The 13,298-nt window shown below is 67.3% G+C and carries 12 protein-coding genes; 2 read left to right on the top strand and 10 right to left on the bottom strand.

Annotated features, from left to right (window positions below; all coding sequences use genetic code 11):
- Positions 1-13 precede the first annotated feature (13 nt).
- The 5 genes from QTH91_RS00380 to QTH91_RS00360 form a co-directional block, all read right to left on the bottom strand.
- On the bottom strand, positions 14-934 hold the full coding sequence (locus tag QTH91_RS00380) for a 2-hydroxyacid dehydrogenase (RefSeq protein WP_286658055.1): 921 nt from the start codon (positions 932-934) through the stop codon (positions 14-16).
- Between the two features lie 73 nt (positions 935-1,007).
- Entirely contained in the window at positions 1,008-1,970 is a 963-nt protein-coding gene (locus QTH91_RS00375; protein ID WP_286658054.1) for a Bug family tripartite tricarboxylate transporter substrate binding protein, read from the bottom strand.
- Positions 1,971-2,011: 41 nt separating this feature from the next.
- Positions 2,012-3,238, bottom strand: coding sequence for a CaiB/BaiF CoA transferase family protein (locus QTH91_RS00370; RefSeq protein ID WP_286658053.1), 1,227 nt, complete (start codon positions 3,236-3,238; stop codon positions 2,012-2,014).
- Positions 3,239-3,329: 91 nt separating this feature from the next.
- The gene (locus QTH91_RS00365) at positions 3,330-4,469 is read right to left on the bottom strand and encodes an FAS1-like dehydratase domain-containing protein (RefSeq protein ID WP_286658052.1); all 1,140 of its coding nucleotides are present in this window, start codon (positions 4,467-4,469) and stop codon (positions 3,330-3,332) included.
- A gap of 42 nt (positions 4,470-4,511) precedes the next feature.
- Positions 4,512-6,071 carry an acetate--CoA ligase gene (locus QTH91_RS00360; protein ID WP_286658051.1) on the bottom strand — a complete coding sequence of 520 codons (1,560 nt, stop codon included), beginning with the start codon at positions 6,069-6,071 and terminating at the stop codon, positions 4,512-4,514.
- Positions 6,072-6,258: 187 nt separating this feature from the next.
- Between QTH91_RS00360 and QTH91_RS00355 the strand changes: the two genes are divergently transcribed.
- Both QTH91_RS00355 and QTH91_RS00350 read left to right on the top strand, forming a co-directional pair.
- Positions 6,259-7,041, top strand: coding sequence for an IclR family transcriptional regulator (locus tag QTH91_RS00355; RefSeq protein WP_286658050.1), 783 nt, complete (start codon positions 6,259-6,261; stop codon positions 7,039-7,041).
- A gap of 30 nt (positions 7,042-7,071) precedes the next feature.
- The gene (locus QTH91_RS00350; protein ID WP_286658049.1) at positions 7,072-7,506 is read left to right on the top strand and encodes a PaaI family thioesterase; all 435 of its coding nucleotides are present in this window, start codon (positions 7,072-7,074) and stop codon (positions 7,504-7,506) included.
- Between the two features lie 18 nt (positions 7,507-7,524).
- Here QTH91_RS00350 and QTH91_RS00345 read toward each other — a convergent pair whose 3' ends face one another.
- The 5 genes from QTH91_RS00345 to QTH91_RS00325 form a co-directional block, all read right to left on the bottom strand.
- The gene (locus QTH91_RS00345) at positions 7,525-9,540 is read right to left on the bottom strand and encodes an acetyl/propionyl/methylcrotonyl-CoA carboxylase subunit alpha (protein WP_286658048.1); all 2,016 of its coding nucleotides are present in this window, start codon (positions 9,538-9,540) and stop codon (positions 7,525-7,527) included.
- Between the two features lie 5 nt (positions 9,541-9,545).
- Positions 9,546-10,217 carry a DUF4126 domain-containing protein gene (locus QTH91_RS00340; protein WP_286658047.1) on the bottom strand — a complete coding sequence of 224 codons (672 nt, stop codon included), beginning with the start codon at positions 10,215-10,217 and terminating at the stop codon, positions 9,546-9,548.
- Positions 10,218-10,236: 19 nt separating this feature from the next.
- The gene (locus QTH91_RS00335) at positions 10,237-11,028 is read right to left on the bottom strand and encodes an enoyl-CoA hydratase/isomerase family protein (protein WP_286658046.1); all 792 of its coding nucleotides are present in this window, start codon (positions 11,026-11,028) and stop codon (positions 10,237-10,239) included.
- Positions 11,025-11,549, bottom strand: coding sequence for a DinB family protein (locus tag QTH91_RS00330; protein WP_286658045.1), 525 nt, complete (start codon positions 11,547-11,549; stop codon positions 11,025-11,027). The genes QTH91_RS00335 and QTH91_RS00330 overlap by 4 nt, the downstream gene beginning before the upstream one ends.
- Before the next feature lie 127 nt (positions 11,550-11,676).
- Positions 11,677-13,287 (bottom strand): carboxyl transferase domain-containing protein, encoded by a 1,611-nt coding sequence (locus QTH91_RS00325; protein WP_286658044.1) that lies wholly within the window; start codon positions 13,285-13,287, stop codon positions 11,677-11,679.
- Positions 13,288-13,298 lie beyond the last annotated feature (11 nt).

The following is a 13,298-nucleotide window of genomic DNA, read 5'->3' as shown; positions in this document are numbered from 1 at the left end:
TGCCGGCGGGCACTCAGTAGCCCTTGTCCCTGTCGACGACGCCGCTGATCGGCTGGCCCTGGGCCAGCGCGCGGATCTTGCCGGCGATCTGCGCCACCGATTCATCGCGCAGGGTGCGGGCCGAGGCGTGCGGCGTGACGGTGATTTTCGGATGGCGCCAGAAGGGATGGTCGGCGGGCAGCGGCTCGGTCTGGAACACGTCCAGTGTCGCGCCGGCCAGTTTGCCGGCGTCCAGCAGCGGGACGAGGTGTTCCTCGACCAGATGCCCGCCGCGCGCGATGCTGATGAGGTAGCCGCCGGGCAGCAGCCGGCCGAGCGTGTCGCGGTTGAGGATGCCGCGCGTCTCGTGCGTCAGCGGAAGCAGGTTGACGAGCACTCGTGTGGAAGCCAGGAACTCGTCGAACTGCGACTCGCCCGCGAAGGTGCGCACGCCGTCGAGTTGCCTGGGCGAGCGGCTCCAGCCCAGCACGGGGAACTCGAAGTGGGCCACGGCCCGGGCCACGCGTTCACCGAGCACGCCCAGCCCCATCACGCCCACCGGAAAGTCGCGCCGCTGCCGCGGCTTGCGAAAGCTCCAGCGGCCTTCGCGCGCCTCGGCCTCGTAGACGTCGAATTCACGGAAGTGGCGGATCAGCGTGTGGCAGACGTACTCGGCCATCTGGACCGACATGCCCGCGTCGTCCAGCCGCACGATCTTGGTCGTGGGCGGCACCCGCAGCTTGAGCAGCGCATCGACACCGGCGCCGATGTTGAACAAGCCCTTGAGCTGCGGCTGCTCGTCCAGCAGTTGCTGCGGCGGCACCCACACCACGGCATGGTCGGCCGGTGCGGCGCCGCTTTGCCAGACTTCGATCTCGGCGTCGGGCAGTTCGGCCTGGAGGCCCGCGATCCAGGCGTCGGGACGGTTGTCGGTCAGGGAGACGATGATGCGCATCGGGCGATCTTAGAACGACGCCGGCCCGGGCGAGGCGCAAGCTGGGCGGCACCGTCGCATGGTGCCGCTGGCCTCACTGGGCGCGCATGCCCGCAGCCTCGATGATCGGCTCCCACTTCTTGCGTTCGTCGCGAGCAAAGGCGGCCAGGTCTTCCGGCGTACCGCCGGCCACTTCGTGGCCCAGTTCGAGCAGCCGCTTCTGGGCTTCCGGACGCGCCAGGATCTTCGCGACCTCCGCATTGAGCTTGCGGACGATGGCCTGCGGCGTGCCATGCGGTGCGTAGAGGCCGTTGTAGGCAACCACCTGGAAGCCCTTCATGCCGGTCGCGGAGACCGGATCGACGCCGGGCAGCAATGCCGAGGCGCCTTCCGAAGTGACGGCCAGCGCCTTCATCTTGCCGCTGGCGATGAAGGGCCGCGCCGCGCTCGCGGTGTCCACCCCGACCGTGACCTGTCCGCCCATGAGGTCGGTCGTGAAGGTGCCGGAGCCCTTGTACGGAACCTCCTGGAACTTGGTGCCGGACTGCTTCTGCAACAGTTCCACGACCAGCCGGGCGGTCGTGCTCGGCAAGCCGACGCTCACGGCACCCGGCTTGGCCTTGGCCTCGGCCAGCAGGTCGGCGAGCGACTTGTAGCTGGTGCTGGTGTTGGCCACCACCACCATCGGGAAGGTGCTGACCAGCGCCACCGGCTCGAAGTCCTTGACCGGGTCGAACGGGATCGATGGGTAGAGGAATTGGTTGAGCACATGGGTGCCGTTGGTGCCCATGAGCAGCGTGTAGCCGTCGGGCGCTGCGCGCGCCACATCGGCCGCGCCGATGCTGCCGCCGGCGCCTGCCTTGTTGTCCACCACGATCGCCTGCCCGAGCGCCCTGCCGAGCTGCTCGGCCAGGAAGCGCGTCGCCACGTCGGTGCCCTGCCCCGCCTGATAGGGCACCACGATGCGTATGGGCTTGTGGGGATAGTCCTGCTGCGCCTGGGCGGGCAGGCCGGCGAAGAGTGCAAGAGAAAGGAAGAACCCGAGTACCGATTTCATGACTTGTCTCCTAGTTGTAGATGCAGATGACCTGCACTGATTCAATCTGTCGCACAGCCCAATGGCGCTGCCTTTTCCGTCGCGCATGCCGGCCCCGTGGGAGGATCAAGTCCCGCCTCTTGCAGGATGCGCTGCGCGTGCTGTCCGAACCGTGGCGGGTGTGCCCCGGGCCGGCCAGGCGTTCTCGAAAGCCGCACCGGAATACCGATGCCGCGATAGGCGCCGCTTTCCACCGTCATGCCGCGGTGCGTGGCGTGCGGCTGCGAGAACGCCTCGGGCACCGAATGCACCGGCCCCGCCGGCACGCCGCCCTGCATCAGCCGCGCACAGACATCGGCGCGGCTCCAGTCGGACAGGGCCGCCTCGATCTCCTGGCGCAGCGCATCGCGATGGCGCAGGCGCTGCGCGTTGTTGGCGAAGCGTGCGTCGGTCGCGAGCGCGGGCAGGCTCATCAAGCCGCAGAACTTCTCGAACTGCCGGTCGTTGACGATGCCCAGGAAGACCAGGCCGTCGCGGCACTGGAATTTGTCGTAGGGCGCGATGTTCGGATGCGCACTGCCGAGCAACTGAGGCGCCTGCCCCGAATACATCCAGTTGGCCGCATGAGGCACCAGCAGGCTCAACGCGGTGTCGAACAGCGTGGCCTCCACGCGCTGCCCCAGCCCCGATCGTTGCCGCTCGTGCAGCGCAAGCAGGATGCCGGTCAGTGCGGTATAGCCAGTCACGTGATCGACGATCGGCACGCCGATGCGCGTCGGGCCCGAATCATCGTCACCGTTGACGCTCATCAGGCCGCACATGGCCTGCAGAACGGCGTCGTAGCCAGGCAGGCCACCCAGCGGTCCGTCGCCCCCGAAGCCCGACACGGCGCAGTAGATCAGCCGCGGAAAGCGGGGACGCAGTTCGTCCTCGTAGTCCAGGCCCCAGCGCTGCATCGTTCCGGGAATGAAGTTCTCGATCAGGATGTCGGCATCGCCGAGCAGCGCCAGCAAGGTCTCTCGGCCTTCCGGCTGCGACAGGTCCAGGCTCATGGCCTGCTTGCCGCGGTTGACCGCGGTGAAGTAGGCCGCATCTCCGTCATCGTTGAACGGCGGCCCGAGGGTTCGCGTTTCGTCGCCGCGCGGCGGCTCGATCTTCACCACCTGCGCGCCGTGGTCCGACAGCATCTGCGTGCACAGAGGGCCGGCCAGGACGCGCGAGAGGTCGAGCACGCGCAGTCCGGCCAATGCCCCGTGGCCCGAGGCACTTCGCTTCGAGGTGTCTGCCATAGCCTTCTCGAGAGAGCACACGGCGAGCTTCGCTTGCAGGCCCGACCGTGCGTACTGACATCCGGAGCCGGGCCCCGAAGGGCCAGGCCGCTCAGCCGCGCGAAGGCAGCTCGACCACGCCCGAGCCGATCACCGACAGCTCGTCGTCCTGGTTGTGGGCTTCCTGCGAGATCTCCACCAGATGCCTGCCGTCCTCGACGAACTTGCGCGTGACGTGGCCCTTGATGAAGAGCATGTCCCCCTCGGGGTTGTGGCGGCGGATCTTGCAATGCGCCTTGCGCAGGAAGCCATCGTCGCCCATCCAGTTGGTCAGGTGGTGCGTGAGCCACGAGGTGCGCTCCGGACCGTAGTCGTACGCGCCGGGCGCGCCCACTTCGAGCGCGAAGTCTTCCTCCCAGTGCACGCGCTCGGGCACGTCCGGAATGCCGAAGCGGTTGGTGATGCCCACGCCGGGATGCGCGTCGATCAGCTTCCAGGCCAGCTTGTTGGCGCGGATGTACAGGCCGCCCCAGCCCTGTGCGTAGGCGATGAAGCCGGTGACCGTCATCGGCCCCTTGAACATGACGGGCAGCGATTCGCCTTCCTTCACGTCTTCCCAGTAGCGGGTGTTGCTGCCGCGGATCTCTTCCTGGGCATACAGCTTGTAGGCGGCCTGGATTTCCTCGGTCGAATACTTGCGCGGCTCGCGCTCGCGCACTTCCTTGTACTTGCTGCCCTGTTCGCGCGCATGGTCCCGCTCGGTGCGGAAGCACCAGCTGTCGCACTCGGCCACCTTGTCGCCGCTCTGGTTGAAGAAGTCGACGTGGTAGATCTGCTGGACTGCGCGGCCCGCGAACCGGGTCTGGTGCTCGATCAGGTCCTTGAGGTGGGCTTCGGTGCGGATGGTGTCGTTGCGCTGCACCGGCTTGTGCCAGGTCCAGTCCGCGCCCGACCACATGGCATGCACGCCCGGCAGGCCGCCGACGTAGCCCGACACGATGCGGCTGGTCGAGAAGAGAAAGCTCGGCAGCGCAATGATGCCGCCGTACTTGGTCTTGGCGGCGTAGTCGGGGTCGCACCACAGAGGGTTGTCGTCGCCGATGCCGTGCGCGTAGTGGCGGATGTTGTCGCGCGTCGCCTCGTAGCACCAGGGTTCGGCGGTGGCGCCGATCTTCAGGCCGATGCGTTGGCGAAGCTCATCCAGCCCTTCGTCGGTGATCTTGGGAAAGCTTCTTTCGATTTTGGTGGACATGCTGTCTCCTGGTGGTGGTCGATGCAGATGGAGGGGGGTGGATCAGGCGGCGACGGCCAGCGCGGCGGCTTCCTGCTCGCGCAGCTTCTTGCGATGGATCTTTCCGGCAGGCGTCTTGGGCAGTTCGGCAACGAAGGCCACCTGGCGCGGGTATTCGTGCTGGCTGAGGCGCGAACGAACGGCGTCCTGGATTTCCTGCGCGAACTGATCGCCGCCCGGGCGGTCGGAGACGACGAAGGCCTTGACGACGAGCCCGCGCAGCGCGTCGGGCACGCCGATGGCGGCGGCTTCCTTGACGTCCGGATGCTTGAGGATGGCGTCTTCCACCTCGACCGCGCCGATGGTCCAGCCGGCCGAGATGATCACGTCGTCGGCTCGCCCGCCGTGCCAGAAATAGCCGTCGGCATCGATGCGGCCCAGGTCCTTGGTGGCGACCCATTCGCCGCGCCGCCACAGCTTCAGCTCGCCGGTGACGCCCGGTGCGCAAGGCGCGCCATTCGCGTCCTGGACCTCGACGCGCAGGCCGGGAACCGGCTTGCCCAGCGAACCTGACTTGACCGGGAAGTCCGGTGCGCCGGGATAGGAAACCAGGCACACGCCGATCTCGGTCGTGCCGTACATGCTGCAGGCCTTGTGCCCGAAGGTCGCTTCGATGAAGCCAGCCGTCTCGCTGTCGATCGGCTCGCCGGTGAAGGACAGCTTGTCGAGGCCATAGCGGTGCTTCTGCGCCGCACCGGAGTTGCGCATCATCCGGTAGTGGGTGGCGGCCGCCGACAGGTTGTTGAAGCGATGCGCCTCCAGCGCCTGCAGCAGGCGTTCGCCGCTGAACTTGCCGGCATAGGCGCCGACCGTGACGCCCATGGCCAAAGGCGCCAGCGTGCCGTGCCAGAGGCCGTGTCCCCATGCGGGCGACGACGGGCACATGAACCGATCGCCCGGCCGCACACCGGTGCCGTACAGCGCCGCCAGCATCAACGTGACGATGGCGCGGTGCGTGTGCTTGACGGCGTCGGGCAGCTCCCGGGTGGTGCCCGAGGTGTATTGGAAGATGGCCAGGTCGTCGGCCTTGGTGTCCACTTCGAAGGTCGACGGGTACTTTTGGAGCCCGGCCAGGAAGGCTTCGTTGGCGACGACGAGCTTCAGGTCTTCCGAAGCCGGCACCACGCCCGCCTTTTCCTCGTTGGTCACCATCATGCGGGGCTTGCAGTCCTGAACGCGAAGGCGAATTCCGTCTGGCCCGAACAGTGTGAACAAAGGCACCGCGATCGCGCCCATCTTGATCGCGCCGAAGATCGCGACGTAGAAGGCCAGCGACGGCTCGAGCATCACGGCCACGCGATCGCCCGGGCGGATGCCTTCGTCCTTGAGAAAGTTGGCAAACCTGGCCGAGCCTTCGGAGATCTGGCGGAAGGTCAGCGATTCGTCCTGCCCGTTGGCGCGCACCAGGACGACGGCTTCGCGCTCGCCATCCACATGCCGGTCGATGCATTCATGCGCGATGTTCATCTTGCGTGCATCGCCGTCGAAGAGCTCCCAGAGCTTCTCGGAACTGCAGTACGCCTGCGCATCGGCGTAGCGGGTGTATTCGGTCAACCGGGTCATCGCCTTGTCTCTCATGTCGTTGCTCGATGAAACGTACTTTGCGCGCCGCGGCCACAATTGTCAATAGCGTCTATGAATTGTATATAGACAATTATGACAAGGGATGAAGTGAAGGCAGATGGCTCTGGGCATCGGTTCGTGGAATGGCTCAAAGCTCGTATGCTTGGCGCGTTACATGGAGTCCGCGTTGCCTGCTTCTTCCTCGACCAAGACTGCTGCCCAGCCGCCCGCGCGCCGTATTCGAGAGGTGCCCGCCGTTTCGCGCGCGCTGGCCATCCTGCGACTGCTCGCCGCACGCGGCGAACCGCTGACGCTCAAGGCCATCGCCGACGAACTCGAACTGGTGACCAGCACCTGCCTGCACATCCTGCGTGTGCTGGTCGACGAAGGCATGGTCAAGGTGGAGCCCTCCACCAAGCGCTACAGCCTCGATGTGGGCGTGTTGGCACTGGCGCGCAGCGTGGTCGAGGCCAACCCCTTCCCGGCTCGCGTGCAAGCCGCGCTCGACAGGCTGTCCGAGGCATGGAACGTGACGACCATCGGGGTCAAGGCCTCCGGCCTCGACGACCTGGTGGTGCTGGCTCTGGCGCGCTCACGCGGGCCGTTCCAGCTGTATGTGGAAGTGGGCAGCCGCGTGCCTCCGCTGACCAGCGCCACCGGACGATTGGTCGCGGCCTATGCGGCGCTTTCCGACGCCGAACTGGCCCGGCGCTTCAAGGGCCTGGTCTGGGAAAACGCACCCGACTTCGAAGCATGGAAGAAGGAGGTGCGTGCGGTCGAGCGCAAGGGCTACGCGATCGATCGCGGCAACTACATCAGCGGCGTCACGGTCATCGCGGCGCCGATCGTCGATGCACAGCGGCGCCTGACGCACGCGCTGGTCGCGCTCGCGGTAACGGACCAGCTCAGCGGCTCGCGCGCGCAAGCTGTGGCAGCCGACCTGATCCGCGAAGCCCAGGCCCTGAGCTGAACACCTCGCAACCAAGCACTGCAACCCAAGATGCAACCAGGACATCAAACGCGCGAATCGCTGAGCGAAGCGGGATGGCGCGAACGAACGCTTTCAGGCTTTGCCGACCGCATGGGTCCGCTTTGGACGCGAAAGGAAGAGGACGGTTGGGCCTACGGCATCCTGGCGGGCGCCGAACATCTCAATCCGGCGGGCTTCGTTCACGGCGGCGTGCTGTGCGCCCTGTTCGATCACATGATCAGCGCCGTGGCCTGGGAGGCCGCAGGCCGTCAACCGTGCGTGACGGTACAACTCGGCACGCAGTTTCTTGCCGCTGCGCGCGAAGGCCAGTTTCTGGAAGCCCGTGGGCGCGTGACACGCCTCGCGTCGACGCTGGTCTTTGCCGAGGGTGCGATCGCGACCGGCGAGGTCGAAGTCCTGCGCGGCACCAGCGTGCAGAAGATCATGCCCCGGCCCGCCGCCTAGACGACCGGGGCCAGAGCGTCAGGCAGCCACCGCCAGCCGCAGCAACTCCGCCCCTTCCGTCACCTGGTCTCCAGGGACGAACAACAGCTCTTCCACCTTGCCGTCCGCCGGCGCGGCAATGGTGTGCTCCATCTTCATCGCTTCCATGACGGCCAGCGGCTGGCCGCGCTTGACGCTGTCGCCCGCCTTCACCGCGAAGGACACCACCTTGCCCGGCATCGGCGCTGTCAGGCGTCCGCCTTCGGCCTGGGTATCGCCGGCGTGGGCCAGTTGGTCGACGGTGGCGATGCGCGTCGCGCCCTGCGGACCGAACACGTGCGCGACATCGCCGTGGCGGTAGACACGCAGCGTGTGCCGGCGGCCGTTGAACGCGACCTCGGCCTCGCCGTCGGGCAACCGGCCGATGACCAGCGGGCCGGCCACGTCGCCCACCTTGAGTTCCAGCGCGCTCCCGTTCAGATAGCGCAGTTCGGCACCGTGCGTCTCGCCGCGGAATTCAAAGCTGAAGGGGCGCACCGAGGTGCCCAGCGCACGCCAGCCATCGCGCCGGTCGAACGGATCGGCGCTTGCGGCCTGGGCCTCGTCGAGCAGCGTGTCGGCCACGGATGCAGCGGCCGCCAAGGGCAAGCCCAGCGGCTCCTGGTCGAACAGCACGGCGCGCTCGCGCTCGATGAGCGCCGTGTCGAGCCGCGCCTTGGCGAACGATTCGCTCGCCAGCACTCGGCGCAGGAACTGCACGTTGGTCGAAAGGCCCACGATGTGCGTCTGCGCCAGCGCCGCGTCGAGTCGCGCCAGCGCTTCGGCACGATTGGCGCCGTGCACGATCAGCTTGGCGATCATCGAGTCGTAGAAGGGCGAGATCTCGCCGCCCTCACGCACGCCGTCGTCGATGCGGACCCGGCTGCGTTGAAAGCTCGTGTGCTGCGCAGGCTTGCGATAGACATGCAGCGTGCCGGTGGCGGGCAGGAAGCCGTTGTCCGGGTTCTCGGCGCAGATGCGCGCCTCGATCGCATGGCCGTGGATCTGCAGGTCTTCCTGGCGCGCGGGCAGCGGCTCGCCAGCGGCCACGCGCAATTGCCACTCCACCAGGTCGAGCCCGGTGATGGCTTCGGTGACGGGATGCTCCACCTGCAGACGGGTGTTCATCTCCATGAAATAGAACTTCATGGCCTCGGGCTCGTCGTAGCCGCCGGTCTGCTCGACGATGAACTCCACAGTGCCTGCGCCGACGTAGTTCACGGCGCGTGCGGCGTTCACGGCCGCTTCGCCCATCTGCTTGCGCATGGCCTCGGTCATGCCGGGCGCGGGCGCTTCTTCCAGAACCTTCTGGTGGCGTCGCTGCACCGAGCAGTCGCGCTCGAACAGGTAGACGCATTGACCGTGCATGTCTCCGAACACCTGGATCTCGATGTGACGCGGACGCTGCACGTACTTCTCGATCAGCACCGCATCGCTGCCGAAGCTGTTGATGGCCTCGCGCTGGCACGAGGCGAGCGCCGCGGCAAAGTCCTCGGCTTTCTCGACGATGCGCATGCCCTTGCCGCCGCCGCCCGCGCTGGCCTTGATGAGCACCGGATAGCCGATGCGGTCGGCCTCGCGCTGCAGCAGTTCGCCGCCCTGCTCGGCGCCGTGGTAGCCGGGCACCAGCGGCACGCCGGCCTTTTCCATCAGGCGCTTCGATTCCGCCTTGAGGCCCATCGCCAGGATGGCCTCGGCCGGCGGGCCGATGAAGACCAGGCCGGCAGCCGCGCAGGCCTTGGCGAAATCCTCGTTCTCGGAAAGGAAGCCGTAGCCGGGGTGAATGGCCTGGGCCCCGGTGGCCTTCGCGGCCTCGATGATCTTCTCCCAGCGCAGGTAGCTGTCCTTGGGGGCGCTGCCGCCGAGGTAGACGGCCTCGTCGCAGGCGCGCACGTGGTTGGCATGCGCGTCGGCGTCCGAATACACGGCCACCGTCTGGATGGCCATGCGGCGCGCCGTGGCGGCCACGCGGCAGGCGATCTCGCCCCGGTTCGCAATGAGGATCTTCTTGAACATATGAGTCAATCTCCGTCGGGAGTCGTTCTTCGAGAGGTGAAAGCGGGCGTCACGCCCGGGTCGGGGCGGCCGCTGAAGATGCGCGCCATGCGTGTGAACAGCGCACGCAGAAAGCGCCAGCTCTTGCGGATGAGCCAAATGCTGAGCACCAGCAGCGCCAGCAGCACCACGCCGAAGAGCAGCGGGTGCGCCACCGCCAGCCAGAGCCCGGCGGGCACGGCCGTGTCCTCGACCAGCGAGGCACCGATGTTGCTGAAGGGCTCGGGCGATGTGTTGATGGCCGCACGCGTGGTGGCCTTGGCCGCGTGCGATGTGGCCGCCAGCCCGCCGCCGATGATGGCCGCCGCGACCGCAGTGGCCGCATGGTCGGCGCCGAACACGCCGGCCGCCAGTGCCGCACCGGCAGGCACGCGAATGACCGTGTGCACCACGTCCCACAGCGAATCCAGGCCGGGGATCTTGTCGGCGAAGAACTCGACGAACAGCATGAAGCCGCTGGCCGCCAGCACCACCGGGTTGGCCAGCAGGTGCAGGCCCTGCGGCAGCGCAATCCAGCCCAGGTAGCCGGCCAGCCCGGTGAGGAACACCACCAGGTACAGGCGCACGCCGCTGGCCCAGCCCAGCGCGGCGGCCAGGGCCAGAAGCTGGGGCGTGTCGAGTGCGGCGAGCGTGTCCATGCCGATCAGTCGGGCTTGCTCAGAGCAGCCAGCTCGGCTTGCGCTTTTCGAGGAAGGAGCGCACGCCTTCGCGGCCTTCTTCGCTGGCGCGGATGTCGGCAATGCCCTTGACGGTGCGGGCCACCAGCGCATCGTCGATGTCGCGACCGGCCACGTCTTCGATCAATTGCTTGCAGGCACGCACGGCGGCGGGACCGGCATTGCACAGCGACTTGACGATCTCTTCGAGCTTGGCGTCCAGCGCGTCGGCTGCGACGACCTCATGCACGAGGCCGATGCGCATCGCCTCGGCCGCCGAAAAACGCTCGGCGGTGAGGAAGTAGCGCTGCGCCGCCCGCGCGCCCATGGCACGGATCACGTACGGGCTGATGGTGGCGGGAATGAGGCCGATGCGCACCTCGCTCAGGCAGAAGTTGGCGTTGTCCGACGCGATGGCGATGTCGCAGGCGGCCACCAGGCCCATGCCGCCGGCATACACGTCGCCCTGGATGCGGGCGACCACCGGCATGGGCAGTTCGTGGATGGTCTGCAGCATGGCTGCGAGGCGCGCCGCGTCCTGCGTGTTCTGCTCGTGCGTGAAGTCGGCGGCACGGCGCATCCAGTTGAGATTGGCGCCGGCGCAGAAGGCCGGGCCACGTGCGCCCAGCACCACCGCACGAACATCGTCGCGGGCGCCGACCTGGGCAAAGGCCTGGCCCAGCTCGCCGATCACCTCGTCGTCGAAGGCATTGCGAAGATCGGGCCGGTTGAGCCAGATGCGGGCGACCGGGCCGTCGGCCTCGACCTGAAGGGCGTTGAAGTTCGTGCTCATGAGTTGCTGCGTGCCTCCTGCTGTAGCTGGTAGACCCAGTCCAGCTCGGGCCCCGGAAGGCCCATGGACGTGAGCGCGGCCGAGATCTGGCCGCGATGGTGGGTCGCGTGGTTGAACACATGGCCGAGCGCCGGCGCGAATGGAATGCGCACCGTCTCGCCGTTGTTGCGGGTGTAGCTCAGGTCGCCGTCGAGCCGGCCGGCGTCGGATTCGGACAGACCCTCCAGCCATGCCGGCCAGCGCTGCACCGCCTTGCGCAGCGCCGCCACCAGCGGATCGCGCTCGTGAAAGAGCTCGGTGTCGAGCGCCATGCGCGGCGAAACGCCCTGCGCGAAGCGCGCATGCCAGATGTTGTCGGTCACCAGCAGGTGGTTGACCGTGCGATGTACCGATCCGAAGAACAGCCCGCAGTCGCGATGCCATTGCTCATCGCCCAGGTGCTGCAGGCTCTTGTCGAGCAGCACCTGCGTCGCCCACACGTGGTAGCGGGCAAGACGGAGAAAGTAGGCGGTGAGCGTCATGTCGATGGCCTGCTTGCGATTTTCCGAGAACACCGCGGAACCGGCTCGGCCGGGCCGCAGGTGTTGCCCCCTCGAAGGGGGTTGGCGTAGCGACACGAAGTGCGCGAAGACTGGGGGTGAACCATGGCTACATGCGGAACACGCCGAACCTGGCGTCCGGCACCGGCGCATGACGCGTGGCCGCCAGGCCCAATGCCAGCACGCGGCGCGTGTCTGCCGGATCGATGATGCCGTCGTCCCACAAGCGCGCGCTGGCGTAGTAAGGATGACCCTGCACCTCGTATTGGTCGCGAATGGGCTTCTTGAAGGCTTCTTCCTCGTCGGCGCTCCATTGGCCGCCCTTGGCCTCGATGCCGTCGCGCTTGACGGTCGCCAGGACGCTGGCGGCCTGCTCTCCACCCATCACGCTGATGCGCGCGTTGGGCCACATCCACAGGAAGCGTGGCGAATAGGCACGGCCGCACATGCCGTAGTTGCCGGCGCCGAAGCTGCCGCCAATGATGATGGTGAACTTGGGCACGTTGGCCGTGGCCACCGCCGTCACCATCTTGGCGCCGTGGCGCGCGATGCCTTCGTTCTCGTACTTGCGCCCCACCATGAAGCCGGTGATGTTCTGCAGGAACACCAGCGGGATCTTGCGCTGGCAGCACAGCTCGATGAAGTGCGCGCCCTTCTGTGCCGATTCGCTGAACAGGATGCCGTTGTTGGCCACGATGCCGACCGGCATGCCTTCGATGGCGGCGAAGCCGCACACCAGCGTGGTGCCGAAGCGCGCCTTGAATTCGTGGAACTCGCTGCCATCCACCACGCGGGCGATGATCTCGCGCACGTCGAAGGGCTTGCGCGTGTCGGTGGGGATCACGCCGTAGAGCTCGGACGCGTCATAGGCCGGGGCACGAGGCGGCGTGTCGCCGGCTTCGGCCTGGGCACGCGTCACGTTGAGGTTGGCCACGGCCTCGCGCGCCAGCGCCAGGGCATGCAGGTCGTTGTGCGCCAGATGATCGGCCACGCCGGACAGCCGCGTGTGCACGTCGCCACCGCCCAGGTCTTCGGCCGAGACCACCTCGCCGGTGGCCGCCTTCACCAGGGGCGGACCGCCCAGGAAGATGGTGCCCTGGTTCTTCACGATGATGGATTCGTCGCTCATCGCCGGCACGTAGGCGCCGCCCGCCGTGCACGAGCCCATGACCACGGCGATCTGCGCGATGCCCTGCGCGCTCATGTTGGCCTGGTTGAAGAAGATTCGGCCGAAATGATCGCGGTCGGGGAACACGTCGTCCTGGTTGGGCAGGTTGGCCCCGCCGGAATCGACCAGGTAGACGCAGGGCAGCCGGTTCTGCTGCGCGATTTCCTGCGCCCGCAGGTGCTTCTTGACCGTCATCGGGTAGTAGGTGCCACCCTTCACGGTCGCGTCGTTGCACACGATCATGCAGTCGACGCCCTTGATGCGACCGATGCCGGCGATGATGCCCGCGCCCGGCGCGTCGCCGTTGTACATGCCGTGCGCCGCCAGCGGCGAAAGCTCCAGGAAGGGCGTGCCCGCATCGAGCAGTTGCGCCACGCGATCGCGCGGCAGCAACTTGCCGCGCGCCGTGTGCTTGGCACGAGCGGCTTCTCCCCCGCCGGCTTCCACGGCGGCGAACTGCGTGCGCAGGTCGTCGACCAGCGCGCGCATGGCCGCGGCATTGGCCTGGAAAGCCTCGGAACGGGAATTGAGTTGGGAGACGAGTTTGCTCATGAATGCTCTCT

The sequence above is a fragment of the Variovorax dokdonensis genome (genome assembly GCF_030316895.1).
Taxonomy (GTDB): domain Bacteria; phylum Pseudomonadota; class Gammaproteobacteria; order Burkholderiales; family Burkholderiaceae_C; genus Variovorax; species Variovorax dokdonensis.
Note: the sequence above shows the minus strand (reverse complement) of the source record. Positions and strands in the feature narration are given on the sequence as shown.

Excerpts from the sequence above, each read along its gene's own strand:
- QTH91_RS00380 (WP_286658055.1), bottom strand. The coding sequence starts at position 934 with ATGCGCATCATCGTCTCCCTGACCGACAACCGTCCCGACGCCTGGATC.
- QTH91_RS00375 (WP_286658054.1), bottom strand. The coding sequence starts at position 1,970 with ATGAAATCGGTACTCGGGTTCTTCCTTTCTCTTGCACTCTTCGCCGGC.
- QTH91_RS00370 (WP_286658053.1), bottom strand. The coding sequence starts at position 3,238 with ATGGCAGACACCTCGAAGCGAAGTGCCTCGGGCCACGGGGCATTGGCC.
- QTH91_RS00365 (WP_286658052.1), bottom strand. The coding sequence starts at position 4,469 with ATGTCCACCAAAATCGAAAGAAGCTTTCCCAAGATCACCGACGAAGGG.
- QTH91_RS00360 (WP_286658051.1), bottom strand. The coding sequence starts at position 6,071 with ATGACCCGGTTGACCGAATACACCCGCTACGCCGATGCGCAGGCGTAC.
- QTH91_RS00350 (WP_286658049.1), top strand. The coding sequence starts at position 7,072 with ATGCAACCAGGACATCAAACGCGCGAATCGCTGAGCGAAGCGGGATGG.
- QTH91_RS00345 (WP_286658048.1), bottom strand. The coding sequence starts at position 9,540 with ATGTTCAAGAAGATCCTCATTGCGAACCGGGGCGAGATCGCCTGCCGC.
- QTH91_RS00340 (WP_286658047.1), bottom strand. The coding sequence starts at position 10,217 with ATGGACACGCTCGCCGCACTCGACACGCCCCAGCTTCTGGCCCTGGCC.
- QTH91_RS00335 (WP_286658046.1), bottom strand. The coding sequence starts at position 11,028 with ATGAGCACGAACTTCAACGCCCTTCAGGTCGAGGCCGACGGCCCGGTC.
- QTH91_RS00330 (WP_286658045.1), bottom strand. The coding sequence starts at position 11,549 with ATGACGCTCACCGCCTACTTTCTCCGTCTTGCCCGCTACCACGTGTGG.
- QTH91_RS00325 (WP_286658044.1), bottom strand. The coding sequence starts at position 13,287 with ATGAGCAAACTCGTCTCCCAACTCAATTCCCGTTCCGAGGCTTTCCAG.